Below are 24,887 nucleotides of genomic sequence, written 5' to 3' on the forward strand. Positions count from 1 at the left end.
GCCTCCCGCTCTCAGGCCGACTCATAATCGCGCGGCACGATGCGCACGGTATCGCGGCCGAACGACTCGATCCTGCCGTCGAGGCCGCCGGTGAACAGGCCATACCAGACTGCGGGCTTCAGCCCCAGTTCGCGACGCCCGAACTCGATCGGCTCGCTCGCGGCAATCACGGTATAGTCGCCGAGGTCGCTGACACGGCAAGCCGGCAAGCGGCGCGCTGCTTCCGTCAGCGAGGCGAACTCGGGCACGTTCAGCACGAAGATGCGCAGGGAAGACCGGCTCATGCGTGACACTCCTGCTCCAGGTCCAGGCGGCAGCCCAGGATCTCTGCCTTGCGCAGCCAGATCTCGTCGATCGAGGTCACGTGTGCGTGATCGGCGCGGGCCTCGTCCTCCAGCTCGATCGCGGCGGCCAGCGTAGCATCGGCGTCGCGCGCGTCCAGCGCAGCAAGCGGGCGAAGCTTGCGCGTGATCTCGATGAAGTAGCCATTGGGGTCGCGGAAGTAGATCGACTCGATCACCTCGTGCGCGGTCTCGGTGGACACCACGACGCCACGCGCTTCCAGTCGTTCCTTCCATGCCAGCAGCGCTTCCTGCGACTCGACCAGCCACGCCGTGTGGGTGGCGTCGAAGACGTGGTCGTCCGGGAACGGGGGACGGGCGTCGCGGCCAGCAATGCCATCCGGCTCAACACTGCCAAGGTAGTAGAAGAAGGCGATGGTGCTGCCCTTGCCGCTGTCGAAGAAGAAGTGCAGGAAATCGGGATGCGTCGCGGGGCCCCAGCCGCGTGCCGAGATCGTGTGAATGAGCGGCAGGCCCAGGATGTCGCGATAGAACGTGACGGTTTCCTTCAGGCGCCAGGTCGGCCTGGCGGTATGGTCGACGCCGTGCAGGCACAGCGGCGCGCCAGCATCTGGTGAAGCGGTACTTGCAAACATCGTTGCGTCTCCGGATCGGATTGGTCGGGTTCGTTATTGGGGAAAGGTCTCGCGCAGCCAGCTCTGCAGCAGGCGGCCCGCCGCATAGCGGCCAGGCTCCTCGCCCTTGGCCAGCGCGCGGCCGTGGTGGTCGCCGCGCACGCGGTGGTGCTGCTTGTCAGTGCTGGCTATGCTGTGGAAGATGTCCGCGATGACGCCTGGAAAGCAGGCCTGGTCAGCTGTGTATTCGATCAGCAGGGTGGGCTGGTGAATGGCCGGTGCGGTCCGGGACAGCGCCGCATTCGACGACAGCCCCGACCACGTCGACAACCAGCTCTCTGGCGAGCAGACACGTGCGAAGCCGACTGAACCGTAGTTGGAAGCAAACGGGTCCGCGCCCCAGAGCGATCCGTACTTGCGCTCAGACGGATCGAGCGACAGGTCGAAGCAGCGCAGGTCGGCATCCGTGCGCCACACGGTGAAGAGCTGCGTGTGGGCGGCGCGGCGCCGGATGGCATCGCTGACGGTACCGGGGTTGCGCTTCACTTCCGCGCGAGCATCCATGCGCTCGGCAATCATCGTCCTGGCCAGGTTGTCGAGGCGCTGCACCCGCATGGCCTGCGCAGCGCGATACCGCGCCACAAAGTCAGCGTGGTACGCGGAGGACTGAGGGGCCGGCGCAAAGCCATTGGCAGCCGAGAACGCATCGAGCGCCGGAACGACGGAAAGCGGATCAGATTCATCGCTCACGGCCGGGTCGATGCAGCCCTGCAGCAGCACGCCCTGCCCCGGGTGCGGCGCGACAAACACGACGCCATCCACCGCCGGCAGCGTCGCTGACGCGAGATTGGTGGCGCGGCCGCCAGGCGTCCTGGGGATCCGTGCCGCGGGGGCTGCGTTGGATTGCTGGACATACAAGGCGTACAAGCCGCTGCCTCCGGAATTGCCGAGCAGCACGATGCGGCGAAAACCTGCTTCACGCAGGTAGCTCACGCTTGCGGCCACGTCGTAAAGCGCGAACTCGTGCTCCAGGCGCTGGTCGTTGCCGACCGAACGCGGCGACTGCGACCACGCCGCGCAGCCCGCTTCCACGATGTCCGGAATCAGGTAGTGGCAAGCCATGAATTCACGCGGATGCATGATGCAGACCACCGTATCCGGCTGGCCTGCGGCGTAGAGCGAGCCACCCGTGGCTGCACCATCCTCCGTACGCAGCACGACGTTGCGCGTCACCGTGCCGGGTGGCACGTCGCGCGGGTTCCAGTCGGTATTGAGAAACCCGGCAATCGGGCCGGCTGCCGCGGGCGATGCGTGGGGGGGCGTCTTGGAACTTGTCATCATCTCACTCCGTTTTTTACAGCATAGTCTATTTTTCGACGTTAGCGTAAATTTATTCGCAGCCGTGTCGAATCACGGATAGAAGTGACTTTGTGACACTATTTCAAAGGATTCAGTGCGAGCCGCCGGCCATTGGGGTGGCGCGTCCGCGTCTTATTGTTTATCGTGGTGGCGTCTCGACGCCTGCGTCGAAAAACTGAATGGCAGTCCATGGCAAAGACACAGACCAAGAGCGACGCACTGCGGGACTCGATCCTGGAAGTTGCAACCCGCCTCTTCATCGAGCGTGGCTTCGATGGCACCGGACTCAACGACATTGCCGACGCAGTGGGACTGAGCCGCCCCGCGCTGTACTACTACGTCAAGAGCAAGGAAGCCATCCTCGAGGAACTGACCACCGCGGTCACGCGCACCGCTGCGCAACTGGCGACCGAGGCCATCCCTGAAGCGATGTGCACGCCTGCCGGCATTCTGCGCCACCTGGTGCTGCGCCATGCCACGCTGATCCTGTCGCACCCGTTGCAGTTCCGCGTGGTGGAGCGCAACGAAAACAACCTGCCGCTAAAGCAGCGCAAGATGGCGGAACAGTCGCGCCGCGCGGTGCTCGAGCAGTTCCGGCAAGCGATCGAATTCGGCATCGATCATGGAACGTTCCGCGTGGTGGACGCGAAAGTCGCGGCGTTCTCGATCATAGGCATGTGCAACTGGACCGCGTGGTGGTTCAATCCCGCCGGACAGGTTTCCATGGATGATGTCGCAGGACAGATCGCGGATATGGCGCTACGTTCGGTGGAATTGCCCGCCAGCCGCGCATTGGAAAAGCCGGGTCCGGCAGCCATCCTGCAATTGCTGCGGGACGACCTGACGCTGCTGGAGCGCAGCCTGCAAGTGCCGGCCGCGGTCGAGCCCGATTCCGGGGCGTAGCAGTGGCCAGTCCGGAGCGCGCGGGCTGGGGGCGCCGGATCGTGACATACGTTAGCGATTGGGCTACGTCTCTGACGAGGTTGTGGGTGTCAAGGTATTACCGCGCGGCACTACAGCCCTCCGGGGCGCATGGCCGAACGCGTGGCAGCCCGGTCGTTAGTGGGCCGACGCGAGGCTGAGGGAAAGCAGGGCTATCGAGAGACGATGTCCTTCCTCATTGGCCCTAGCATGCCGAGCAACTCTTTCTGTTCCTGAGACGGCACCTTGAATTTGGTAAGCGACTTCACCAGGTCTTCCACCAGCGCATCAAACTCGCCATTGGTGATTCCCATGCCGGCATGGGCGGTCCTCATGTCACGCCCAGAGTAAGTGCATGGCCCTCCTGCGCCAGCACAAATCTGTTCAACCAGTCTCGTCTTCAAACGCGGAATATTGGCCGTGGCGAACTTTGCATTGATACGCGCGTCGGCAGCAACATTTCCAACAAAATCGTCGACGACCGCTGTAATTGCCTGGATGCCACCAAGCCGTTCGTATAACGAAGGCATGGTTGGCTTCGGCTTATCCGGCATGGCGCAACCACCGAGTCCAATCAATGCGGCCAGCAGAACACCGTACAGAGAAGGTGAAATGCGCATGGTCGTCTCCTCTTGCAGGATTCAGACTCCGGACAGACTTGAAAACAGTTGCTGGCGCAATCTGCAATGATGAACTGCCGACGCCTGCTTACATGGGCGATTCCGCTGGTTCAGCATAGCAGATTGCATGGTTTTCTCATGGCCCTTCCGAGTAGGGAAATCCGCCGCTATCCGGATGCTCGAAGCCGCGTCACAGCGTTTTCGACGCGGCTGCCGCGAACCCTCCGGGGCTACCACGGAATCGGCTGGCGATCGCGGAAGAACCCGCCGGTGGGGCCATCGTCGGGCAGCGTTGCCAGCCAGATCACAGTGTCGATGCCCTGCTCCGGCGAGCGCGGCGCATCGGGGCCGCCCAGGTCGGTGCGACACCAGCCGGGGCACACCGAGTTGACCTTGACACCGCTATCGGCCATCTCGGCGGCCAGGATGCGCGTGACGGCATTCAGCGCCGTTTTCGAGATTCGGTAGGCCGGCACGCCGCTGCCCATCTCCGCCAGCTGTCCCATGCCCGAAGCCAGGTTGACCACCCGGCCGGCGCGGCTGGCGCGCAGCAGTGGCGCCAACGCCTGGGTGGTCCGCAGCACGCCGAACAGATTGATTTCCAGGGTGCGGCGCAGGGTCTCGAGCGGCAGTTCGAGCAGGCTGGTGCTGTAGTGATCGAGTGAAACACCAGCGTTGTTGATCAGCACGTCCACGCGACCGAAGCGTTCGGTCAGCCAGCTGGCCAGCGCGGCCGCCGAGCCTTCCTCCGTGACGTCAAGGGGACGGCATGCAATCGGATGCCCCGCAAGCCGGAGTTCTGTCTCAAGCGCCGCGAGGTCCGTCGGCTTGCGCGCCGTGGCGACGACCAGATGACCTTCAACTGTGGCCAGACGGCGCGTGGCTGCGCGGCCCAAGCCGCGGCTCGCGCCGGTGATGACGGTAATGGGTTGGTTGACCATGCCTGAGTCCTCGCCGCTCGCGCAGATAATCATCTATACACCGTCGCCCGCAACCTTGTGCCAGCGGATCCCCCGGATCCTGGCCTGACTTCGAACCCGGATGTCGGAACAAATGAGGACCGAATTAGTTCTAATTAGCAAATACTGGTGGCGACGATGCTCAGACTAAGCAAGCTGACTGACTATGGCACGGTGATCATGACGCACTTGGCGCGAAACCCGGGCCGAATCTACAGTGCCGCAGAGGTCGCCGCCGCGATCGGCGTGGCGGTACCGACGGCAAGCAAGATTCTGAAGATGCTGGCAAGACACCACTTGCTGGAGTCCATGCGCGGTGCCAACGGCGGCTATCAGCTGGCGCGACCGCCGGAACAGATCTCGATCGCACAGGTGATTGACGCCATGGAAGGCCCGGCCGGCATGACCGAGTGCAGTGTCGCTGCCGGCCTGTGTGCGCAGGAGGGCCTGTGCGCCATCCGTGCCAACTGGCAATCGATCAATCGAGTCATTTTTAGCGCACTGGATGGCGTGACGCTGGCAGATATGGCGCAACCGGTATTGCACCCGGTGGATATTGGCGCCTTGCGCGCCCGACGCACAAACGGGCCGCAAGCCGACATTCAGTGATTCAGGTGACAGTGGCAAGCGAAGGCAGATCATGGCAACCCCGGCACGCAAGCTCGACGAACTGATCAACCAGGGCTATAAGCATGGCTTCTACACGCCCGTGGAGACGGACACGGTACCGTGCGGGCTGGATGAGGACGTGATCCGCATGATCTCGGCCATCAAGGGCGAACCGGAATTCATGCGGGAGTGGCGTCTCAAGGCCTTCCGCCACTGGCTGACAATGTCCGAGCCGCACTGGGCGACGGTCAAGCACCCGCCCATCGACTACCAGGCGATCGCCTACTATTCAGCGCCGCACTCCCAGAAGGCGGGACCGAAAACGCTGGACGAGGTCGATCCGGAGTTGTTGCGCACCTACGAAAAGCTGGGCGTGCCGCTGCACGAGCGTGAACTGCTGGCAGGCGTGGCCGTGGACGCGGTATTCGACAGCGTCTCGGTGGCCACCACCTTCAAGCAGAAACTGGGCGAACTCGGCATCATCTTCTGCTCGTTTTCCGAGGCGGTGCGGGAGCATCCGGCGCTGGTGCAGCAGTATCTCGGCTCGGTCGTGCCCTATACCGACAACTTCTTCGCCTCGCTCAACTCCGCCGTGTTCAGCGACGGCTCGTTCTGCTATATCCCGCCCGGGGTACGCTGCCCGATGGAGCTGTCGACCTACTTCCGCATCAATGCCCGCAACACCGGCCAGTTCGAACGCACTCTGATCATCGCCGACCAGGGCGCCTACGTCAGCTATCTGGAGGGTTGCACCGCGCCGATGCGCGACGAGAACCAACTGCATGCCGCGGTGGTGGAGCTGATCGCGCTGGAAGACGCACAGATCAAGTACGCGACCGTGCAGAACTGGTATCCGGGCGACAAGGACGGCAAGGGGGGCATCTACAATTTCGTCACCAAGCGCGGTGACTGCCGCGGCGCGCGCTCGAAGATTTCGTGGACCCAGGTGGAGACCGGCTCCGCCATCACCTGGAAGTATCCGAGCGTGATCCTGCAGGGCGACGACTCGGTCGGCGAGTTCTATTCAGTCGCGCTGACCAACCACTACCAGCAGGCCGACACCGGGACCAAGATGACGCACCTCGGCAGGAACACCAGGAGCACCATCCTTTCCAAGGGCATCTCGGCCGGCCGCGGCCAGAACGCTTACCGCGGGCTGGTGAAGATGGCCAGGAGCGCGGTTGGCGCACGCAACTACTCGCAGTGCGATTCGCTGCTGCTGGGGGACAAATGCGCCGCCCATACCTTCCCTTATATCGAGGTTAAGAACGCCACCGGCCAGGTCGAGCACGAGGCCTCCACCTCGCGCATCGGCGAGGACCAGTTGTTCTATTGCCAGAGCCGCGGGGTCAGCGCAGAGGATGCGGTTTCTATGATCGTGAACGGTTTTTGCAAGGAAGTATTCAAGGAGCTGCCGATGGAATTCGCGGTGGAAGCGCAGAAGCTGCTGGGCGTGAGCCTGGAAGGCAGCATCGGGTAAACGTGGCGCGCACGGCGCGCGCCGCAGGGCGCACTGGATGAAAGAAGCCGGCCATGCTTGAGATCCGCAAGCTGCATGTCAGCGTAGATGACAAGCCCATCCTGCACGGCATCGACCTCGCCGTGAAGGCCGGGGAGGTGCACGCCATCATGGGCCCGAACGGTTCGGGCAAGAGCACCCTGGCCCACGTACTGGCCGGGCGCGACCGCTTTACCGTGACAGAGGGCGAGGTCCTCTATGACGGCACCAGCCTGCTTGGCATGCCGCCGGAAGAGCGCGCCCGCGCTGGCATCTTCCTCGCCTTCCAGTATCCGGTGGAAATTCCCGGCGTCTCCAATATCTACCTGCTCAAGGCGGGGCTCAACGCGATCCGCAAGCACCGCGGCCAGCCAGCGCTGGACGCCATGGATTTTCTCGCCCTGGTCAAGGACAAGCTCCAGCTCATGGAGATGGACCAGGACCTGCTTTACCGATCGGTGAACGAGGGCTTCTCCGGCGGCGAGAAGAAGCGCAACGAGATCCTACAGATGGCGGTGCTGGAGCCGCGCCTCGCCATTCTCGACGAGACCGACTCTGGCCTCGACATCGACGCGCTCAAGATCGTCGCCAGGGGCATCGAGGCCATGCGCAGCCCGCAACGCGCGATTGTGCTGGTCACGCACTACCAGCGCCTGCTCGATTACATCGTGCCGGATCAGGTTCACGTGCTTGCGCAAGGCCGCATCGCCAGGTCTGGCGGGCCCGAGCTGGCGCGCGAGCTGGAGCGGCACGGCTATGCCGGGATGGAGTCTTCAACATGAGCGCAAGCGGACTGGAGCACTATCTCGCCGAGTTCGCCCGCGTCGAGGCCGCACTGCCCGGCCGCCGCCTGGGCTGGCTTGCGCACGCGCGCCGGCAGGCGCTGGAGTATTTCGCCCAAGCCGGGTTCCCCACGCTGCGCCAGGAGGACTGGAAATACACCAGCGTGGCCGCACTCGAGCGAAGCCGCTTTGCCGTGGCACTGCCGCAGGGCGGCGACGGCCTGGACGGCGCGGTGGCAGCGCAGATCGAGGCGCTCGCCCTGGCCGGCGCGCACCTGATGGTGTTCGTCAATGGCGTGCACCAGCCGCAATGGTCGCGCATTGGTGCCCTGCCTGCGGGCACGGAGCTGGCCAGCCTGGCCGCGACGCTGGAGCGCGCGCCGGACTGCCTGGAAGCGCTGCTAGTGCGTCGCGCAAGCGAGTACCCGTCCGGTTTTGCGTCCGGTTTCGCCGCCTTGAACATGGCGCTCATGACTGATGGAGCCTATATCCGCGTGGCGGCGGGCACCGTCCCCGAACAGCCAATCCACTTGCTGTTCCTCGCCACGGCTGGCGAGCTGGCAACCCATGCGCGCAACCTCGTGGTGGCGCAAGCCGGCAGCCAGGTCTGCATCGTGGAGCATCACGCGGGCCTGGATGGCCTGGCCTATTGCACCAATACCATCACCGACATCGTTGCCGAGCGCGATGCGCAGGTCGAACATCACAAGCTGCAGCAGGAGAGCCTCAAGGCCTTCCATATCGCCGGCGTGAACCTGGACCAGCGGCATGGCAGCCGCGTCGCCTCCAGTTCCTTTGCCCTGGGCGCCGCCCTGGCGCGGGTCGACATTGAAGTCGGGCTGAATGCCGAGCATACCGATTGCTCGCTGGACGGGCTGTATATGACCGGCGGGCGGCAGCATATTGACCACCACACCCGCATCGACCACGCCAGCCCGCACAGCAAGAGTCGCGAGTTCTATAAAGGCGTGCTGGCGGGCGCCTCGCGCGCCGTCTTCAACGGCAAGGTGGTGGTGCATGCCGATGCGCAGCACAGCGACGCGCATCAGTCCAACCGCAACCTGCTGCTGTCCGACAACGCCGAGGTCGACACCAAGCCGCAACTGGAGATCTATGCCGACGACGTCAAATGCAGCCACGGCGCCACCGTAGGCCAGCTCGATCCCGAGCAGATCTACTACCTGCGCTCGCGTGGGATGGACGATGCCGAGGCGCGTGCCCTGCTGACCTTTGCCTTCGCCGAGGAGGTCGTCAGGCGGCTCGGCCCTGCCCCATTACGCACGCGGCTGGAAACGCTTTTGCGCGGCCGGCTGCCGGAGCCCGTGAAGGAGCTGCCATGAACACGGCTGCGCATGAACTGATGGCCGTGGAGCAAGCGTTGACGGTCGCCAGCCCGGAGGTAGAGCGGCTGCGGCAGGATTTCCCTATCCTGCGCCAGACCGTCAACGGCAAGCCGCTGGTCTATCTGGACAACGCCGCCACCACCCAGAAGCCGCAAAGCGTGATCGATTCCGAAGCGCATTACTATGGCGCGCTCAACGCCAATATCCACCGCGGCGTGCATACCCTGAGCCAGCGCGCCACGGATGCCTATGAGGCCGCGCGCGACGCAGTGCGAGACTTGATCAACGCCGCCGGGCGCGAGGAAATCGTGTTCGTGCGCGGCACCACCGAGGCGATCAACCTGGTGGCGGCAACTTTCGGCCAGCGCCTGCGCCCGGGCGACGAGATCCTGATCAGCGCGATGGAGCACCACTCCAATATCGTGCCTTGGCAACTGGCGTGCCAGCGCACCGGCGCCTTGCTGCAGGTGGCACCGATCAACGATGCCGGCGAGCTGATGCTGGAGCAGTTCGCGCAATTGCTCGGCTCCCGCACCAGGCTGGTCGCGCTGACGCACCTCTCCAACGCGCTTGGCACCGTCAACCCGGTGCGACACATCATCGAGCTGGCGCATTTCCATGGCATCCCGGTGCTGATCGATGGCGCCCAGGCCGTGCCGCACCTCAAGGTCGACGTGCAGGCCCTCGATTGCGATTTCTACGCGTTCTCCGGGCACAAGCTTTACGGCCCCACCGGCGTCGGCGTGCTCTACGGCAAGGCCGCGCTGCTCGATGCCATGCCGCCTTACCAGGGCGGCGGGGACATGATTCGCGAGGTCACGTTCCGCAAGACCACCTACAACGAGCTTCCCTACAAGTTCGAGGCCGGCACCCCCAATATCGCCGGCGTCATCGCCCTTGGCGCCGCCATCAGGTACGTGCGCGCGGTCGGCCTGGAAGCCATCGCCGCCCACGAGCACGCGCTGCTCGCCTACGCCGGCGCGCAGGCAGCGAGGATCGCCGGCCTGCGCATGATCGGCACGGCTGCCGACAGGGCGAGCATCCTCTCGTTCACCCTGGACGGCATCCATCCGCACGATGTCGGCACCATCCTCGATCAGCACGGCGTGGCGGTCCGTGCCGGCCACCATTGCGCCATGCCGGTGATGGAGCGCTTCGGCGTGCCTGCCACGGTGCGGGCTTCCTTCGCGTTGTACAACACGCGTGAAGAAGTGGATGCACTGTTTGCTGCCGTGCGCGCGGCACAGGAGGTATTCGCCTGATGTCTGACCTGCGCAACCTCTACCAGGAAGTGGTTGTCGACCACAGCCGCTCGCCGCGCAATTTCGGGCGGCTGGCGGCAGCGAACCGCAGCGCCGAGGGCTTCAACCCGCTGTGCGGCGACCGGTTGACGCTGTACCTGAGAATCCGCGACGGGGTGATCGAGGACGCCAGCTTCGAGGGCTCGGGCTGCGCCATCTCCACCGCCTCGGCCTCGCTGATGACAGAAGCGCTCAAAGGCAAGACCGAGGCGCAGGCGCGGGTTTTGTTCTCCGGCTTCCACGCGCTGGTGACCGGAGCGCCGGGGCAGGCCGAGGTGCCGATGGGAAAACTGGAGGTCCTGGCCGGCGTGCGCGAGTTCCCGGCACGCGTGAAGTGCGCCACCCTGGCGTGGCATACCATGCAAGCCGCTTTGGAGAACAGCGCCAGGCCGGTCTCAACGGAGTAAAACCATGAGCATGATCGATTGGCTGCACAAGGCCAGGGAACACGAAGACAGGTTCGAGCCTGAGCCGGACAGCCTCGAGGGGCGGGTGATAGCGGCCTTGCGCACGGTGTACGACCCCGAGATCCCGGTCAATATCTACGACCTTGGCCTGATCTACCAGCTATCGGTGGACGAAGCCAGCGGCAAGGTGGGCATCCGCATGACGCTGACCGCACCGGGCTGCCCGGTGGCGCAGACATTCCCTGGCGTGGTGGAGGGCGCCGTGATGGAAGCCAGCGGGGTGGAAGAAGTCGAGGTGGAACTGGTGTGGGACCCGCCCTGGTCGAGAGAACGGATGAGCGAGGCGGCACGCCTGGAACTGGGGCTGCTCTGAAATGAGTGATTGGATCGATGTCGCCCAAGCCCAGGACTTCGCGCCCGGCACTTGCCGCAGCGTCGATGTCGATGGCGTCCAGGTCGCGGTATTCAATGTGGATGGCAATTACTACGCCATCGAGGACCTCTGCTCGCATGAGGCCGAGCCGCTCTGCGGCGGCGACGTGGAAGGCCAGGAAGTCGTCTGCCCGCGCCACGGCTCGCGCTTTTCCCTGCTGACGGGCGAGGCGCTGTCCCCGCCCGCCTACGAACCGGTGGCGACGTTCCCGGTCCGGGTGGCGGACGGCAAGGTGCAGGTCAGGGACGAGCGCGGGGAATAAGCGTACATCCCGAGTCGGTGCAAGATCAGTCACTTGGCCTGGAGCAGTCTGGACGCACTGTCATCAGGCAGCACCGCCTTGCCATCCCCGTCGATCCCACCTCTAATAGTGTTGAGTACCGTCCAGGCGACCAACGACGGCCAGGAGGCGAAATGCGCTGCACCAGTTGCGGTTTCGCGAACCTTGCGGGAGCCAACTTCTGTGAGGCATGCGGGGCAAGGCTTGGCCGAGCCTGCCCACAGTGTGGCGAAGAGGCCACTGCAGCCGCGAAATTCTGCCGCGCTTGCGGCTTTGCGCTGTCCGACGCCCCTGCCAGCACTGCTTCCACGCCAGTGCCGCCTGCGGCCACGGCCCCGGTCCTCTACACGCCGCCCCACCTTGCCGGGCGCATCTTGGCCGAGCAGGCTGCAATGGAGGCCAGGGGCGAGACTGCCGGCGAGCGCAAGACCATCACCGCGCTGTTTGCCGACATGGCGGGCTCGACCGCGCTGACGCAGGACCTGGACCCCGAAGACGCGCGCCGGCTGATCGACCCCGTGGTGACGCTGATGATGGAAGCCGTCCACCACTATGAGGGCTATGTGGCCAAGTTCCTCGGCGACGGCATCCTGGCGCTGTTCGGCGCGCCGATTGCCCACGAGGACCATGCCTTGCGCGCGCTCTACGCGGCGCTGCGCATGCAGGATGCGATGCATCGCCACAGCGACCGGGTGCGGCTGGAGCAAGGCATTCCGCTGCAGATCCGGATCGGCGTCCATACCGGCGAAGTCGTGGTGCGCTCGATCCGCAAGGATGACCTGCATACCGACTACGATCCGGTCGGGCACACCATCCATATCGCTTCGCGCATGGAGGGGATTGCCACGCCGGCGTCGATCCTGGTCAGCGAATCGACTCACAGGCTCACCGAAGGCTATTTCGAGTTCACGGCGCTGGGGACCACCCATGTCAAGGGCGTGCGCGACCCGCTCGCGGTGTATGAGGTGGTTGGCCTGGGTGCCTTGCGCACGCGCCTGCAGGTGGCAGCGCACCGCGGACTGGCCAGGTTTGTCGGGCGACAGGATGAGCTGGCGCACTTGCACGCGGCGCTGGAGCAGGCCAAGGCGGGGCACGGGCGCATTGTTGCAGTGGTCGGCGAAGCGGGGGTCGGCAAGTCCCGGCTGTTCCATGAATTCAAGGTCAGGTCGCAGCAGGGCTGCCTGGCGCTGGAGACCTTTTCGGTCTCGCACGGCAAGGCTTTTGCCTACCTGCCGCTGATCGAGATGCTGAAGAGCTATTTCCAGATCACGGCGCAGGACGGCGACCGCAGCTGCCGCGAAAAGGTCACCGGCAGGCTGCTGACGCTGGACCGTTCGCTGGAAGAGCACCTGCCCTACCTGCTCTACCTGCTCGGCACCATTGAGCCTGACTCGCCGTTGCCGACCATGGACCCGACCATCCGGCGCCAGCGCACCTTCGACGCCATTGCGCGGCTGCTGGTCCGGGAAAGCCTCAACCAGCCACTGGAAGTCATTTTCGAAGACCTGCAATGGCTGGACGGTGAGACCGAGGCGTTCCTCAACATGCTGATCGACCATGTACCCGGCGCGCGGATCCTGCTGCTGGTGAACTACCGGCCGGAGTACAGCCATCACTGGAATGCGGACGGGCATTATTCGCAGCTGCAGCTGCAGCCGCTGGGGCAGGCGGAGGCGCAGGAACTGCTGACCGCGCTGCTCGGGGACGACCGCAGCCTGGTGCCGCTGAAGCGGCTGGTCCTCGACAAGACCGAAGGCAACCCCTTCTTCATGGAGGAAGTGGTCCAGACCCTGGCCGAGGAAGGCGCGCTGCTCGGCCAGCCCGGCTGCTACCGCATCGAGACCGCGCCGGCCCTGCTCCATATCCCCACCACCGTGCAAGGCGTGCTGGCCGCCCGTATCGATCGGCTGCCGCTGGCCCAGAAGGAGCTGTTGCAGACGCTGGCCGTGATCGGCAAGGAGTTCCCGCTGAGCCTGGTCCTGCGCGTGACCGGCTTGCCGGAAGACCACTTGCATCCGCTGCTGGCCGACCTGCAGGCTGCGGATTTCGTCTACGAACGTCCAGCGTTCCCCGAGGTCGAGTACGCCTTCAAGCACGCGCTGACCCAGGAGGTGGCCGGCAGCTCGCTGCTCACCGAGCGGCGCAGCGCGTTGCATGAAAGCTCCGCCCAGGCCATCGAGGCGCTCTTCCATGGCCGGCTCAAGGACTACTGCAGCGAACTGGCGCACCACTACAGCCTCAGCGGCAACATCCCGAAGGCGGTCGAGTACCTGCACTGCGCCGGCCAGCAGGCACTGCTGCGCTCCGCGCAGGCCGAAGCGATCCGGCACCTGAGCACCGCCATCGACCTGATCAAGCGGCAACCCGACAGTGCCGAGCGCGCGCGCCAGGAACTGACGCTGCTGCTTGCGCTCGGGCCCGCGCTGATTGCGGCCCGGGGCCAGGCATCACCCGAAGTGGAGGGCAATTACCGGCGGGCGCTGGCCTTGTGCGAGCAAGGCCAGCAGACGCCCTACCTGTTCTCGGCACAACTGGGGCTGTGGGCGTTCTATCAGCTGCGTGCGCAATACCAGGTCTCGCTGCCTTTGGGCAAGCGGCTGCTTGCGCTGGCCATGAAGTCGCAGAAGCCCAAGCAACTGGCGGAGGGCCATCGCGCGATTGGCGCCACGCTGTTCCGCCTCGGCATGCTGGACGCCGCGCGCAAGCATGTTGAGGCGGTGCTCGCGGTGCCGCATCCTGAACAACCAGCGTACGACTTCCTGACGGGCTACGGGCGCGACCCGGCCGTCCACGCTACCAGTACGCTGGGCTGGATCCTGTGGTACCAGGGGTTGGCGGACCAGGCACTGGCGCGCTGCCAGGAGGCGCTGGCCATGGCCCGGGCCCGGCCGGATGCATACAACCTTGCGCTGTGCCTGGTATTTGCCGCGGAACAGCATCGATGCCGGCACGAAGTCCGGCTGACACAGGAGTATGCCGAAGCCGCCATCGCCATATCGGGCGAACAGGGTTTTCCGATCTACCTGTCGTGGGGCACCGTCCTGCAGGGCTGGGCGATGGCGGAGCTGGGCAGTCACCAGGAAGGCGTTGCGCTGACGCGCCAGGGCGTAGCCGCCTATGAGGCCACCGGCGGCAGACTGGGCATGCCGAACCTCCTGGCCCTGGTTGCCGAGGCCTGCGGCAGGGCAGGCCAGACCACCGCCGCGCTGGACGTGCTCACGCAGGCACAGGCGCTGGTGGAAGAGACCGGAGAGCGGCTCGATGAGTCAACCGTGTACCGGCTGCGCGCCGAGATGCTGCTGCAGCTGTCGGCAGAGCACCCCGCGCCGCCAGCCGCGCAGGTGGAAGCCGAGGCCTGCTTGCACCGGGCCATCACGGTCGCCCACGAACAACGTGCAAAGCCGCTGGAACTGCAGGCCACCCTGAGCCTGGCCCGGCTGTGGCGTCAACAAGGCAAGGGCGACGCGGCGCGTGAAGCGCTGGCCCGGATCCATGGCAGCTTCAGCGAGGGCACCGATACCGCGGACTGGCGGGAGGCCCAGGCGCTGCTCGAAGCGCTGACCGCCGACCACGCCAATACCACGGAGCGCCCGCACGCATGACTCCGACGCCAGCCCTCCCCCTGCAAGACCGCTTTGTCGCCCTGTGGACACGTGCGGGCGGCACGCGCGCGGCCGACGCCTATACCGATCTCGCCTGTTACTACGGTGAACCGACGCGGCACTACCACACCCTCGACCATGTACGCCGCTGCCTGCACGACCTGGACTGGGCGCGCAGCGCGATACCGGATACCGACGAGGTGGAGCTGGCGCTCTGGTGCCACGACGTCATCTACGTGCCCGGCGCCACGGACAACGAGCAACGCAGCGCCGAATGGTTGCGCCATTGGGCAGGCGGCACCATCGCCGCCGCCGCGCGCGTGGCCGCCCTTATCCTGGAAACCACCCACGCCGAAGTGCCGGCAAGCCTGGCTGGCCGCTTCACCGCCGATATCGACCTGGCGGCGCTGGGCTGCAGCCGCGCGCGCTTCCAGGAAAATGGCGCCAACCTGCGGGCCGAACGCACCGACCTGGACGACGCCGCCTATGACGTCGCCGAGCGCGCCTTCCTGGGTGCGCTGCTGGCCAGCCCACGCATCTACACCACCGATCTGTTCCAGGCGCGCTACGAGGCGCAGGCACGCGCCAACCTGACGTGGCGGCTGGCACAGCCGGTCTGGCCTACAGGAACTCTCCGCTGATATCGATGCTGGAGCACCGGCCCACGCTGTCGTAGTGCTGCTCCAGCCACCGGCTCGCTTCTGCCCGGCCCTTGTCGCGCAGCGAGCACAGGAAGTCCCAGTCGGCGTTGTACTTGGTGGAGACCCCCAGCGCGGCCATGGTCTGGTCCGAGCGGATCGAGTGGATCCACATCTCCTTCATCTCCGTGCGGTCGACCTTGCCCTGCTGGATCAGCGACGTGACGAAGGCAATGGCGCGCATCTCGCGCATCAGCGACGAGTTGAAGCTGACCTCATTGACGCGGTTCAGGATATCCGCGGCCGTGGTCGGCACACCGTGGCGCACGATCGGGTTGATATGGACGATCACGACATCGTGGGTCTGGCAGTGATAGATCAGCGGAAAGATCGCCGGGTTGCCGACATAGCCGCCATCCCAGTAGTGCTGGCCGTCGATGCTGACCGCCTGGAACAGCGTAGGCACGCAGGCCGAGGCCAGCACGGCGTCGATGCTGAGTTCCTCGGGCGGGAAGATGCGTATCCGGCTGGTCTCGATATTGGTCGCACACAGGTACAGCTGGATCGGGCAATGCTCGCGCAGTGCCGCAAAGTCGACCTGGCTGCCAAGCACTTCGCGCAGCGGATTCAGGTTATTGGGATTGAACTGGTATGGCGACAGCAGGCGCAGCGCGATGTCGGCCATCGCATACATCGGGGAATGGTTCAGGCCCAGCGTATGGCTGCTCTTGAACCAGGGCAGCCACCGGAACGGGTTGTAGCGCTGCGCCGAGTGCGCGATCGCCTCCCAGAAATCATGCAAGGCCAGGCGTGCGCCGTCACTGCCGCCCTGCAGCAGCCCGTAGGCCAGCACCGTGGCGTTCATGGCCCCGGCGCTGGTGGCGCTGACGCCTTCGATCGCCAGCCTGCCGTCCTCCAGCAGCCGGTCGAGCACGCCCCAGGTAAAGGCGCCATGCATGCCGCCGCCCTGCAGGGCGAGCGCCACAGGCTTGGGTTGTGCAGGCTCTGGCTGCATGCGTTCTTCCCTTCAGCGGCGGCAATCCGCCATGATCAAGTGTAGGGAAGAACTGTGCGTGCAGCGTAGTGCCGGACGCGCGCAGTGGCACACACCACGCATGCCCTGGCCAGGGGACGAAACGCTGGCGCACAAGGCAACTGAGCCAGGCAGCGGCCAGGTACTACAATGGCCGCATAAAAAGCAGAACAGCTCTCCTTCGTGCGTCAAATACCTCACTTTCCAGCCCGAAAAGCCATTTCCCGCCCGGCCTCACTAATCGTGGCCGCCAGCCTTGTCCTGGTCTGCATGATCGCGGCCCTTGGCGCGCTCGCGCTGGTGCAGATGCGCAGGGATGCACTGGACAATGCCGGCGAGGCCGCGGCCAACCTGGCGCTGACGCTGGAACGCAGCATCACGCGCAACCTGCAGATCCACGAACTGGCGATCGGGGGCGTGGTGGAAGCCATGCACGATCCCGCACTGCTGGCGCAACCGCCGGCGCTGCGCCAGCGGCTGCTGTTCGACCGTTCGATCAATGCCGAAGACATGGGCTCGCTGCTGGTCACCGACGCCAACGGCATGCTGGTATTCGACTCGCACCAGTGGCCGCCGCGCCCGGTCAACGTCTCTGACCGCGACTACTTCCAGGCGCACCGCAGCGGCGATCACAGCGGCCTGTTCCTGAGCCGGCCGTTCCAGCCGCGCCTGACGCCGGAGAACAAGTCCATCGGCATCAGCCGGCGGCTCTCCGGGCCGGACGGCAGCTTTGCCGGCATCGTGGTCGGCACCTTGCGCCTGAACTACTTCCGCAAGCTGTTCGATGGCGTAAGCCTTGGCGCGGGCGGCACCCTGACGCTGCTGCGTACGGACGGCACCATCATCATGCGGCGGCCCTATGAAGCCGAATCGATCGGGCGCGACATCTCCGGCAGCCCGTCATTTGCACCACTGCTGCAAGGCACGCAAGGCACGTTTATCGGCGTCGCGGCAGTCGACGGAATTCAGCGGCTTTACAGCTTCAGGCGCATTCCGGGGTTTCCGCTGCTGGTCGTGGTGGGACGCGCCACCCACGACGTGCTGGCACCGTGGTACAAGCGCGCCTGGGTGTTCGGCGCGCTGATCATCGCGCTGGACGCGATCATCATCGCGCTCTCGGTATTGCTGTCGCGCCAATGGCGGCGCCGCGCCGAGATGGAAGAGCACCTTCGCTGGATGGTCAACACCGATGGCCTGACCGGCCTGGGCAGCCGCCGCGCGCTAGACGATGCCGCCGACGTGGAATGGCGGCGCGCGCGGCGGCACGGCGAGCCTTTGTCGCTGCTGATGCTCGACGTCGACCATTTCAAGGAGTTCAATGACCGCTACGGACACCAGGCCGGTGACGATGCGCTGGCCGCGGTGGGCGCCTGCATCCAGCGCCATGTGCGGCGGCCGGGCGACTATGCGGGGCGCTATGGCGGCGAAGAGTTTGCCATCCTGTTGCCCCACACCAACGCAGCCGGCGCGGCCGCCATGGCCGAGACCATCCGCGCCGCCGTCCAGGCCTTGCGGATTCCGAATGCGGCCGGCGCCGACGGGCACTTGACGGTCAGCATCGGTGCGGTGACCGATGCCAACAGCGCTGGCAACGAAAAGGATTTCGCGGAGCTGCGCGCCTTTCTCCGTGCCGGCGACGAAGCGCTCTACCTGGCCAAGCGCTCCGGGCGCAATTGCGTCGCAACCTTCGGCGCGACGACGGCGGTGGCAATAGCGCCCTGAACGCGTGCCGCTGCGTGCTCGCTACACAAAGTGCCTATGCCCGCCAGACCTGCAGCAGATCCCACGCCGGCTCTTCCCCTTCCGGCTGTGGCAACGCTTGCGCCTCCGCCAGCATCGCACCGGCCTGCGCCTGCAGCTTGTCCAGGCAGCGCGACAGCACGCGCGCCTCTTCCGCCGTCAGGCAGCCAGCCAGCCGCGTATTGAAGTCCCGCGCCTGCACGAACGCTGCACGGTAGACGGCTTCGCCTTGCTCGGTCAGCGTGAAGGCTGCTGCGCGCCGGTCCTGGGTACGCGTTTCGCGGCGGACCAAGCCGCGTTCCACCAGGACGTGGACGGCGCGGCTGGCCAGCACCTTGTCCAGGCCGGCGCTTTCGGCCAGTTCGGTCAGCCGGGTGCCGGGCTGCTCGCCAAGGAAAGAAATCATGCGCCATTCGCGCCGCGTGACGCCCGCCCTGGCGCGCAGGTGCAGCGCCGCGGCGCCCAGCGCGACGCGGTTCAGGTGGTAGACCCGGTAGTTGATGAAATCTACCAGCCGCTGCGGCCGCTGCAGGCGGTTGCCGCTGTTGTCGTGTGCCATGCCACACCTGCCAATCAGTTGACTTTGTCAATTATATCGACGGGTGTTAGCTTGCATCGACGCCGCTTGCCGGCGGACAACAAACTGGAGACATCGTGAGCCCTCGCACCTTCCTTCCCCGATTCGCCGCGTGCCTGCTGGCCGTTGCCGCGGCATGGTCCGCACCCGCCAGCGCCCAATCGGACCGTCCGCTGCGCATCCTGGTGGGCTACCCGGCCGGCGGCACTGCCGACCTCGCCGCACGCCTGGTCGGCGACAAGCTGCGCGAGACCCTGAACCAGACCGTGGTCATCGAGAACAAGCCCGGGGCCGGCGGGCGGCTGGTGATGGACTACGCGCGCACGCAGCCGGCCGATGGCAATACCCTAGTGGTGGCCAACTCGGCGGTCATGACGATTGCGCCGCTGGTCTACCGCAAGCTCAACTACGATATCCAGCGCGATTTCACGCCGGTGGCGCAGGCCGCCAACTTCCAGCTGGCGCTCGCCACCGGGCCGGCCAGCCCGGCGCGCACGCTGAAGGACTATGTGGCATGGCTCAAGGCCGGCCCGCAGAACAACTCCTACGCCTCGCCGGCGCTGGGCAGCATCCCGCATTTCTTCGGGCTGATGATCGGCAAGCAGGTTGGCATCGACATGCTGCACGTCCCCTTCAACGGCTCGGCGCCGCTGATGAGCGCGCTGGTCGGCGGGCAGGTGCCGGCTTCGGTCGACACCCTTGCTGACCTGACCGAAATGCACCGCGCCGGCAAGATCCGCGTGCTGGCGACTTCCGGCACCCACCGCTCGGTGGCGCTGCCCGATGTGCCGACTTTCACCGAGCTTGGCTACAAGGGCATCGAAGGTGAAGGCCGTTACGGCCTGCTGGCACCCGCGGGCACGCCGCGCCCGGTGCTCGACAAGCTCAACGCCGCCATCGTCAAGGCCGTGCAGTCGCCGGACGTGCGCGAGAAGTTCCTCAAGCTGGGGCTGGAACCCGCAACCGGCCCGGCCGACGCCTTTGCCGGCGTGCTCAAGGCTGACGCCGGCAAGTGGGCACCGGTGGTAAAGGCATCCGGCTATACCGGCGACTGAAGCGCGGCAAACCGATCATGACCATCCGCAATACCCTCTTCATCATGTGCGACCAGCTCCGGCGCGACCACCTGGGTTGCTACGGGCATCCGGCGCTGCGCACGCGCAATATCGATGCGCTGGCCGCGCGCGGCGTTCGATTCGACCGTGCCTTCGTCACTTCCGGGGTCTGCGGCCCGAGCCGCATGAGCTTCTATACCGGCCGCCATGTCAGCAGCCACGGCGCAACCTGGAACCGCGTGCCGCTGTCGGTCGGCGAAGTCACGCTGGGCGAATACCTGAAGCACAGCGGCCGCGCGCTGGCGCTGGCGGGCAAGACCCATATGATGCCGGACAACGCCAACCTGAAGCGGCTGCACCTGGATGGCGGCACCGAGCTGGAAACGCTGCTGCGCAGCGGCCACTTCACCGAAGTCGACCGCCATGACGGCCACCACGCCGAGCCGCACAGCGCCTACGCCGACTGGCTGCGCCAGCAAGGCTACGATAGCGCGGATCCGTGGACCGACTACGTGATCAGCGCCGAGAACGAACGCGGCGAGATCGTCTCCGGCTGGCACATGCGCAACGCCGGCCTGCCCGCGCGCGTGGCCGAGCCGCATTCCGAGACCGCGTACACGGTGGACCAGGCGATGCAGTACATCGCCACGCGCGGCGATGATCCATGGGTGCTGCACCTGTCGCTGGTGAAGCCACACTGGCCCTACCTGGCGCCCGCGCCCTACCACGCCGCGTATTCGCTCGACGACTGCCTGCCGCTGCAGCGCCACGAGGCCGAGCTGGAAGACCCGCACCCGGTGCTGTCGGCCTACCGCACTCAGGAAGAATGCGCCAACTTCATGCGCCAGGAAGTGTCGGACACGGTGCGCCCCGCCTACCAGGGCCTGATCCAGCAGATCGACGACCGGCTCGGCCAGCTATGGGAGCAACTCGAACGCCTGGGCCGCTGGCAGGACACGCTGATCGTCTTCACCGCCGACCATGGCGATTTCCTGGGCGACCACTGGCTGGGCGAGAAGGAGCAGTTCTATGACACCGTGCAGAACATCCCGCTGATCGTCTACGATCCCTCGCCGCAGGCGGATGCCGCGCGCGGCACCGCGCAGGCCAGCATGGTCAGCGCGGTCGACGTGGTGCCTACGGTGCTGGAGGCACTAGGCCTGCCGCCGGCCGACCACCGCATCGAGGGCCGCTCGTTGCTGGACCTGACGCGCGCGGGCGAGCGTGCCGATGCCGGTAGCTGGCGCGATTTCGTCGTATCCGAACTGGACTACGCCTATCGCGGCGCTCGCGTGGCGCTGGGCCGCCATCCTGGCGAGTGCCGCGCCTGGATGGTGCGCGACGCGCGCTGGAAATATGTGCACTGGCAAGGGTTCCGGCCACAGCTGTTCGACCTGCAGAACGATCCGCAGGAATATTTCGACCTGGGCAGCGACCCCGGCCACGAAGCCGTGCGCAGCGCCATGCGCTTGCGGCTGCTGGAGTGGTTCTGCACGCTCAAGCCGCGCGTAACGGTGACCAACGAAGAGGTGGCGGCCAAGACCAATGTGTACAAGCAGGCGGGCGTGTTCTTTGGCGTGTGGTGACTACGCGCCGCGCCACCTGCGGTCCGGCGACGTGCCCCTGCCCGGATGGCGTATCCTTTGAAGCGAGGGATGGGGGGGCCGTTGTTCGGACCGGCAACCGGAGCGATCATGAAAATCACCTGGATCCTTGTGGCGGACGAATCCCTCGCCCGCATCTTTGCCTCGCACGCCTCAACCGCGCCAATGGCGCTGGTTGAGGAAATCACTGACGCTGCAGCACATGGCGACCGCGCGGACCTGCGCCGCGACGCCTACGGCCGGCGCGGCCACGCCGCGGTACAGGGCGACGCCGGGCACCCCGGTGCCCACCAGGCCGGGCCGTCCACCGTCACATCCTCGGCCGGCGAGGATGAACTGCACCAGGAAGCACAGCTGTTTGCCCGTCGCGTGGCGGACTATCTTGCCGATGCGCGCAACAAGCAGCGCTTTGACTCCCTGGCGCTGATCGCGGCGCCGCGCTTCCTGGGCCTGCTGCGCAAAGCCCTTCCCGCCGGCGTCACGGACGTCGTCACGAAGGAAATTGGCAAGGACTTCACCCACGTGCCCAACAACGACCTGCAACAACGGCTGGCCGACGAAAACATCATTCCCGCGCGCCGCGATGCGCGCGTCATTACCGGCCGGGACCGGTCGTGAAGCCTCGCAGCCGCCGGTGCCAGGCCACTGGCGGCTGCGTCGGCGTCGGCGTCAGCGGGCCGTGCCCGAACCGCTGGCTGCACCGCTGCTGCCGCTGGATGTGCCGCTCGGGCTGGTCGTACTGGTCGCGCCGGACGTGCCGGTAGAAGTGCTGGAGCCAGGCATGCCGTAGCCGCTGCGGCTGCGGTTCTGTTCCGTGACCGAGCCCGAGCCGGACAGCGAGCCGGAACCGGTGGTGCTGCCGGTGGCGGTGCAACCCGCCAGGATGCCAAGTGCGAGCAGGGCAGTGCCGATGCCTAGGGTTGTTTTCATGTCTTCCTCCATCTAGCAGGTTGGCGGCAAGCCTTGCTGCACGGCGCAGGCTGCCGGCGAGCGCGCCGGAACGCAGCTCTGCAGCGGAAGACGCAACTGACGTACCAGTGGGGCTATGCGGCCATCGGCGCCGACTGTGTTAGCAACGCAGCGCCCGGCAATGCAGGAAAGTGACATGACTGCGACCCGGCCGCAGTAATAAGTGCGCGCCGCGGGTAAAAGTTACCGCGCCGGCGCAGTTCAGTATCGCCTAAGATGCCAGGCATCTGCCCTATCGCGTCAGTGTCCACTTGTAGGCATAGCGGTCCGGACGGAACATCAGTTCGCCGCAGAACAACGGTGTGTCGTCGATGTCACGCGGCGTGCTGCGCAGGCGCAGCAGCGGTTCGCCCTCGGCAACACCGAGCCGGCGCGCCACGTCCGCGGGCGCGGCAACGGCGGTGGCTTCCATCGCCACTTCCTTGAACCGGTATCCCAGCCGGCTTTCAAACAGCGACATGGCGTCGTTGGTTTCCAGGTCCTCCTGCACCAGGCGGCGCATCAGCGGCTCAGGACCCATCAGGGTGAAATGCGCGACGGCCGCGTCGTCCCAGTACCGCACAGTGGCCACGCTCAGCACCTTCTCGCCCGGCTGCAGACGCAGCGCCGCGGCCACATGGGCCGGCGCGCGCACCAGCCGTACCGACACCAGCTTGCCGTAGGCAAGCTGGCCACGGGCGCGTCCGGTTTCATAGAAGCCGGTCAGCGCGCCAAGGCTGGGCGTGTCTGAGGGACGGGTCACGAAACTGCCCTTGCCGTTGACCTTCTCGATCAGGCCGGCGTTGTGCAGCCCGGACAAGGCCTGGCGCACGGTGATCCGGCTGACCGCGAATTCCGTCACCAGCTCCGCCTCGGAAGGCAGCTTGGCACCGGGCGCCCATGTGTTGCTGGCAATCCGCTGGCGAATCTCGTTTTCGATCTCTTTGAACCTGGGCAGCGCCACATGTGTTCCGCCCTGGGCGGCTCCAAATTCTGGGTGGAACGGATTATACCTATCATGACAGGCCGCGGCGCGACCCTATTGACCTGTCATAACAGGTAATGGCAGTATCACCCATCGGCAATTGCGTGCGTCCCCAGGAAAGCACCGCCACAAGGCCGCTCAGGAGACACAGAAATTGAAACCCAACGCATTGCAAAGCACCGCCAGCCCCGCGGCCGAATTCGACGACATCGTGATCGGCGCCGGGTCTGCCGGGTGCACCGTTGCTGGGCTCCTGGCCGAGGACACGGACGCAACGGTGGCGCTGCTCGAGGCCGGGCCGCAACTACGCCTACTAACCGTACCGCAACCGGGCCTGAACGGCCGCCGCTCCTACCAGCCGCGCGGTCGCGGCCTGGCGGAAGAGAAGTCCTGACCGACGCTTTCGGCCCCGACAGCAGCAATGAAGCCGCCATCCGCGACTTCGTGCGCGCGCATGCGGACACGGTCTACCACCCGGTCGGCACCTGCAAGATGGGCGTCGACAGCATGGCGGTGGTCGACCCGGATCTGCGCGTGCATGGCGTGGAGGGCCTGCGCGTCGCAGACGCATCGATCATGCCGACGCTGATCGGCGGCAACACCAACGCCCCCGCCGTCATGATCGGCGAAAAGGCGGCGGACCTGATCAAGGCCTCGCTCCGCTGAGCCGGCTATCCCCCTGCATTGGCAACCACAACACCGAGGAGACACCCCATGCAAGCCACTGCCGCAACCACCATCAGCCCGGAAGCCTACCGGGCGCTGGACAACGAAGCCTTTCCCTTTACCGTGCGCCGCTGCACGCCGACGATCGGCGCCGATGTCGAGGGCATCGATTTCCGCGAGCCGCTGGACGAGGAGAACTACCTCTCGCTGCGCCGCGCGCTGCTGAAGTACAAGGTGCTGTTCTTCCGCAAGCAAGCCATTACGCCCGCCCAGCACGTAGCCGTGGCGCGCCGATTCGGCGAGCTGGAAGTGCATCCCATGCTTACCAACCACCCGGAACATCCCGAACTGGTTGTATTCGGGCGCGATGGCAAGACGCGTGGCCGCGAGAACCTTTACCACTCGGACGTTACCTGGCGCGAGGTCCCGTCGATGGGTTCGATGCTGCGCTGCCTGGAATGCCCGGAAGTCGGCGGCGACACCATCTGGATAAACATGGCCGCCGCCTACGAGAACCTGCCTGAAGACATGAAGGCGAGCCTGTCAGATTTCTTGTGTGTTGAGGTCATGAGACGATATCGAAAGAAACGCCCTTATGACCGAAACAAAAA

26 protein-coding genes and 1 pseudogene are annotated in these 24,887 nt (G+C 65.8%); 18 read left to right on the forward strand and 9 right to left on the reverse strand.

What is annotated here, in order from left to right; translation table 11 throughout:
- Window positions 1–11: 11 nt before the first annotated feature.
- From AC1Q7H_RS25035 to AC1Q7H_RS25045, 3 genes are read right to left on the reverse strand one after another with little or no spacing between them, the layout of a single operon-like run.
- Complete coding sequence (locus AC1Q7H_RS25035) at window positions 12–284, reverse strand: hypothetical protein (protein ID WP_194946780.1); 273 nt, start codon at window positions 282–284, stop codon at window positions 12–14.
- Complete coding sequence (locus tag AC1Q7H_RS25040) at window positions 281–937, reverse strand: VOC family protein (protein WP_194946779.1); 657 nt, start codon at window positions 935–937, stop codon at window positions 281–283. Before AC1Q7H_RS25040 ends, AC1Q7H_RS25035 begins: the two co-directional genes overlap by 4 nt.
- Window positions 938–970: 33 nt before the next feature.
- On the reverse strand, window positions 971–2,257 hold the full coding sequence (locus AC1Q7H_RS25045; RefSeq protein WP_492378035.1) for an alpha/beta fold hydrolase: 1,287 nt from the start codon (window positions 2,255–2,257) through the stop codon (window positions 971–973).
- 207 nt (window positions 2,258–2,464) lie between these two features.
- Here AC1Q7H_RS25045 and AC1Q7H_RS25050 point away from each other — a divergent pair, with 207 nt between their 5' ends.
- Window positions 2,465–3,178: a TetR/AcrR family transcriptional regulator gene (locus AC1Q7H_RS25050; protein ID WP_492381859.1), complete on the forward strand. Its 714-nt coding sequence runs from the start codon at window positions 2,465–2,467 to the stop codon at window positions 3,176–3,178.
- Window positions 3,179–3,369: 191 nt separating this feature from the next.
- Here the strand turns inward: AC1Q7H_RS25050 and AC1Q7H_RS25055 are convergent, their stop codons facing one another.
- Together AC1Q7H_RS25055 and AC1Q7H_RS25060 are read right to left on the reverse strand one after the other, a co-directional pair.
- Complete coding sequence (locus AC1Q7H_RS25055) at window positions 3,370–3,816, reverse strand: group I truncated hemoglobin (protein ID WP_153953498.1); 447 nt, start codon at window positions 3,814–3,816, stop codon at window positions 3,370–3,372.
- Window positions 3,817–4,046: 230 nt separating this feature from the next.
- Window positions 4,047–4,757, reverse strand: a complete 711-nt coding sequence (locus tag AC1Q7H_RS25060; protein WP_492378034.1) for an SDR family oxidoreductase — start codon at window positions 4,755–4,757, stop codon at window positions 4,047–4,049.
- A gap of 156 nt (window positions 4,758–4,913) precedes the next feature.
- Between AC1Q7H_RS25060 and AC1Q7H_RS25065 the strand changes: the two genes are divergently transcribed.
- The 10 genes from AC1Q7H_RS25065 to AC1Q7H_RS25110 all read left to right on the forward strand — a co-directional run bounded on the left by AC1Q7H_RS25065 (window position 4,914) and on the right by AC1Q7H_RS25110 (window position 15,671).
- Window positions 4,914–5,384 carry an SUF system Fe-S cluster assembly regulator gene (locus AC1Q7H_RS25065; RefSeq protein ID WP_153953574.1) on the forward strand — a complete coding sequence of 157 codons (471 nt, stop codon included), beginning with the start codon at window positions 4,914–4,916 and terminating at the stop codon, window positions 5,382–5,384.
- 31 nt (window positions 5,385–5,415) lie between these two features.
- Entirely contained in the window at window positions 5,416–6,864 is a 1,449-nt protein-coding gene (gene sufB, locus AC1Q7H_RS25070; protein ID WP_492381860.1) for a Fe-S cluster assembly protein SufB, read from the forward strand.
- Window positions 6,865–6,917: 53 nt separating this feature from the next.
- Window positions 6,918–7,664 carry a Fe-S cluster assembly ATPase SufC gene (sufC, locus tag AC1Q7H_RS25075; RefSeq protein ID WP_013953169.1) on the forward strand — a complete coding sequence of 249 codons (747 nt, stop codon included), beginning with the start codon at window positions 6,918–6,920 and terminating at the stop codon, window positions 7,662–7,664.
- On the forward strand, window positions 7,661–9,004 hold the full coding sequence (gene sufD / locus AC1Q7H_RS25080; RefSeq protein WP_492381861.1) for a Fe-S cluster assembly protein SufD: 1,344 nt from the start codon (window positions 7,661–7,663) through the stop codon (window positions 9,002–9,004). The genes sufC and sufD overlap by 4 nt, the downstream gene beginning before the upstream one ends.
- Entirely contained in the window at window positions 9,001–10,269 is a 1,269-nt protein-coding gene (locus AC1Q7H_RS25085; RefSeq protein ID WP_153953493.1) for a cysteine desulfurase, read from the forward strand. Before sufD ends, AC1Q7H_RS25085 begins: the two co-directional genes overlap by 4 nt.
- On the forward strand, window positions 10,269–10,715 hold the full coding sequence (gene sufU / locus AC1Q7H_RS25090) for a Fe-S cluster assembly sulfur transfer protein SufU (protein WP_013953172.1): 447 nt from the start codon (window positions 10,269–10,271) through the stop codon (window positions 10,713–10,715). The genes AC1Q7H_RS25085 and sufU overlap by 1 nt, the downstream gene beginning before the upstream one ends.
- A 4-nt stretch (window positions 10,716–10,719) precedes the next feature.
- Complete coding sequence (locus AC1Q7H_RS25095; protein ID WP_013953173.1) at window positions 10,720–11,088, forward strand: SUF system Fe-S cluster assembly protein; 369 nt, start codon at window positions 10,720–10,722, stop codon at window positions 11,086–11,088.
- 1 nt (window position 11,089) lies between these two features.
- Complete coding sequence (locus AC1Q7H_RS25100; RefSeq protein ID WP_013953174.1) at window positions 11,090–11,410, forward strand: non-heme iron oxygenase ferredoxin subunit; 321 nt, start codon at window positions 11,090–11,092, stop codon at window positions 11,408–11,410.
- A gap of 152 nt (window positions 11,411–11,562) precedes the next feature.
- A complete protein-coding gene (locus tag AC1Q7H_RS25105) occupies window positions 11,563–15,030 on the forward strand; it encodes an adenylate/guanylate cyclase domain-containing protein (RefSeq protein WP_013953175.1) in 3,468 nt (1,155 codons plus the stop codon).
- Complete coding sequence (locus tag AC1Q7H_RS25110; protein WP_153953492.1) at window positions 15,027–15,671, forward strand: HD domain-containing protein; 645 nt, start codon at window positions 15,027–15,029, stop codon at window positions 15,669–15,671. The genes AC1Q7H_RS25105 and AC1Q7H_RS25110 overlap by 4 nt, the downstream gene beginning before the upstream one ends.
- Here the strand turns inward: AC1Q7H_RS25110 and AC1Q7H_RS25115 are convergent.
- Window positions 15,652–16,683: a patatin-like phospholipase family protein gene (locus AC1Q7H_RS25115; protein WP_013953177.1), complete on the reverse strand. Its 1,032-nt coding sequence runs from the start codon at window positions 16,681–16,683 to the stop codon at window positions 15,652–15,654. The genes AC1Q7H_RS25110 and AC1Q7H_RS25115 overlap by 20 nt on opposite strands.
- 261 nt (window positions 16,684–16,944) lie before the next feature.
- Between AC1Q7H_RS25115 and AC1Q7H_RS25120 the strand changes: the two genes are divergently transcribed.
- Window positions 16,945–18,423 (forward strand): sensor domain-containing diguanylate cyclase, encoded by a 1,479-nt coding sequence (locus AC1Q7H_RS25120; protein WP_080569596.1) that lies wholly within the window; start codon window positions 16,945–16,947, stop codon window positions 18,421–18,423.
- A gap of 34 nt (window positions 18,424–18,457) precedes the next feature.
- Here the strand turns inward: AC1Q7H_RS25120 and AC1Q7H_RS25125 are convergent, their stop codons facing one another.
- Window positions 18,458–19,000: a MarR family winged helix-turn-helix transcriptional regulator gene (locus AC1Q7H_RS25125; protein ID WP_153953490.1), complete on the reverse strand. Its 543-nt coding sequence runs from the start codon at window positions 18,998–19,000 to the stop codon at window positions 18,458–18,460.
- A 95-nt stretch (window positions 19,001–19,095) separates the two neighbouring features.
- Between AC1Q7H_RS25125 and AC1Q7H_RS25130 the strand changes: the two genes are divergently transcribed.
- The 3 genes from AC1Q7H_RS25130 to AC1Q7H_RS25140 all read left to right on the forward strand — a co-directional run bounded on the left by AC1Q7H_RS25130 (window position 19,096) and on the right by AC1Q7H_RS25140 (window position 22,295).
- A complete protein-coding gene (locus AC1Q7H_RS25130) occupies window positions 19,096–20,073 on the forward strand; it encodes a Bug family tripartite tricarboxylate transporter substrate binding protein (protein WP_211981600.1) in 978 nt (325 codons plus the stop codon).
- A 17-nt stretch (window positions 20,074–20,090) separates the two neighbouring features.
- The gene (locus AC1Q7H_RS25135; RefSeq protein WP_153953489.1) at window positions 20,091–21,659 is read left to right on the forward strand and encodes a sulfatase-like hydrolase/transferase; all 1,569 of its coding nucleotides are present in this window, start codon (window positions 20,091–20,093) and stop codon (window positions 21,657–21,659) included.
- 108 nt (window positions 21,660–21,767) lie between these two features.
- The gene (locus AC1Q7H_RS25140) at window positions 21,768–22,295 is read left to right on the forward strand and encodes a host attachment protein (RefSeq protein ID WP_013953182.1); all 528 of its coding nucleotides are present in this window, start codon (window positions 21,768–21,770) and stop codon (window positions 22,293–22,295) included.
- A 51-nt stretch (window positions 22,296–22,346) separates the two neighbouring features.
- Here the strand turns inward: AC1Q7H_RS25140 and AC1Q7H_RS25145 are convergent, their stop codons facing one another.
- Together AC1Q7H_RS25145 and AC1Q7H_RS25150 are read right to left on the reverse strand one after the other, a co-directional pair.
- A complete protein-coding gene (locus AC1Q7H_RS25145; protein ID WP_492381862.1) occupies window positions 22,347–22,607 on the reverse strand; it encodes a hypothetical protein in 261 nt (86 codons plus the stop codon).
- Window positions 22,608–22,878: 271 nt separating this feature from the next.
- Window positions 22,879–23,589 carry a GntR family transcriptional regulator gene (locus tag AC1Q7H_RS25150; RefSeq protein ID WP_013953184.1) on the reverse strand — a complete coding sequence of 237 codons (711 nt, stop codon included), beginning with the start codon at window positions 23,587–23,589 and terminating at the stop codon, window positions 22,879–22,881.
- A 175-nt stretch (window positions 23,590–23,764) separates the two neighbouring features.
- Here AC1Q7H_RS25150 and AC1Q7H_RS25155 point away from each other — a divergent pair, with 175 nt between their 5' ends.
- The 3 genes and pseudogenes from AC1Q7H_RS25155 to AC1Q7H_RS25165 form a co-directional block, all read left to right on the forward strand.
- A complete protein-coding gene (locus AC1Q7H_RS25155; protein ID WP_492381866.1) occupies window positions 23,765–24,004 on the forward strand; it encodes an NAD(P)-binding protein in 240 nt (79 codons plus the stop codon).
- Window positions 23,986–24,276 (forward strand): annotated as a pseudogene (locus AC1Q7H_RS25160) (GMC oxidoreductase); the annotation flags it as partial. The gene AC1Q7H_RS25155 and the pseudogene AC1Q7H_RS25160, both read left to right, overlap by 19 nt.
- 48 nt (window positions 24,277–24,324) lie before the next feature.
- Window positions 24,325–24,887: TauD/TfdA dioxygenase family protein (locus tag AC1Q7H_RS25165; RefSeq protein ID WP_492381863.1), on the forward strand; the 563-nt coding region annotated here is incomplete at its 3' end.

It is taken from the genome of Cupriavidus sp. GW823-FHT06D04 (assembly GCF_058795055.1).

Coding starts and splice junctions, on each gene's coding strand:
- AC1Q7H_RS25035 (WP_194946780.1), bottom strand. CDS start 284: ATGAGCCGGTCTTCCCTGCGCATCTTCGTGCTGAACGTGCCCGAGTTC.
- AC1Q7H_RS25040 (WP_194946779.1), bottom strand. CDS start 937: ATGTTTGCAAGTACCGCTTCACCAGATGCTGGCGCGCCGCTGTGCCTG.
- AC1Q7H_RS25045 (WP_492378035.1), bottom strand. CDS start 2,257: ATGATGACAAGTTCCAAGACGCCCCCCCACGCATCGCCCGCGGCAGCC.
- AC1Q7H_RS25050 (WP_492381859.1), top strand. CDS start 2,465: ATGGCAAAGACACAGACCAAGAGCGACGCACTGCGGGACTCGATCCTG.
- AC1Q7H_RS25055 (WP_153953498.1), bottom strand. CDS start 3,816: ATGCGCATTTCACCTTCTCTGTACGGTGTTCTGCTGGCCGCATTGATT.
- AC1Q7H_RS25060 (WP_492378034.1), bottom strand. CDS start 4,757: ATGGTCAACCAACCCATTACCGTCATCACCGGCGCGAGCCGCGGCTTG.
- AC1Q7H_RS25065 (WP_153953574.1), top strand. CDS start 4,914: ATGCTCAGACTAAGCAAGCTGACTGACTATGGCACGGTGATCATGACG.
- sufB (WP_492381860.1), top strand. CDS start 5,416: ATGGCAACCCCGGCACGCAAGCTCGACGAACTGATCAACCAGGGCTAT.
- sufC (WP_013953169.1), top strand. CDS start 6,918: ATGCTTGAGATCCGCAAGCTGCATGTCAGCGTAGATGACAAGCCCATC.
- sufD (WP_492381861.1), top strand. CDS start 7,661: ATGAGCGCAAGCGGACTGGAGCACTATCTCGCCGAGTTCGCCCGCGTC.
- AC1Q7H_RS25085 (WP_153953493.1), top strand. CDS start 9,001: ATGAACACGGCTGCGCATGAACTGATGGCCGTGGAGCAAGCGTTGACG.
- sufU (WP_013953172.1), top strand. CDS start 10,269: ATGTCTGACCTGCGCAACCTCTACCAGGAAGTGGTTGTCGACCACAGC.
- AC1Q7H_RS25095 (WP_013953173.1), top strand. CDS start 10,720: ATGAGCATGATCGATTGGCTGCACAAGGCCAGGGAACACGAAGACAGG.
- AC1Q7H_RS25100 (WP_013953174.1), top strand. CDS start 11,090: ATGAGTGATTGGATCGATGTCGCCCAAGCCCAGGACTTCGCGCCCGGC.
- AC1Q7H_RS25105 (WP_013953175.1), top strand. CDS start 11,563: ATGCGCTGCACCAGTTGCGGTTTCGCGAACCTTGCGGGAGCCAACTTC.
- AC1Q7H_RS25110 (WP_153953492.1), top strand. CDS start 15,027: ATGACTCCGACGCCAGCCCTCCCCCTGCAAGACCGCTTTGTCGCCCTG.
- AC1Q7H_RS25115 (WP_013953177.1), bottom strand. CDS start 16,683: ATGCAGCCAGAGCCTGCACAACCCAAGCCTGTGGCGCTCGCCCTGCAG.
- AC1Q7H_RS25125 (WP_153953490.1), bottom strand. CDS start 19,000: ATGGCACACGACAACAGCGGCAACCGCCTGCAGCGGCCGCAGCGGCTG.
- AC1Q7H_RS25135 (WP_153953489.1), top strand. CDS start 20,091: ATGACCATCCGCAATACCCTCTTCATCATGTGCGACCAGCTCCGGCGC.
- AC1Q7H_RS25140 (WP_013953182.1), top strand. CDS start 21,768: ATGAAAATCACCTGGATCCTTGTGGCGGACGAATCCCTCGCCCGCATC.
- AC1Q7H_RS25145 (WP_492381862.1), bottom strand. CDS start 22,607: ATGAAAACAACCCTAGGCATCGGCACTGCCCTGCTCGCACTTGGCATC.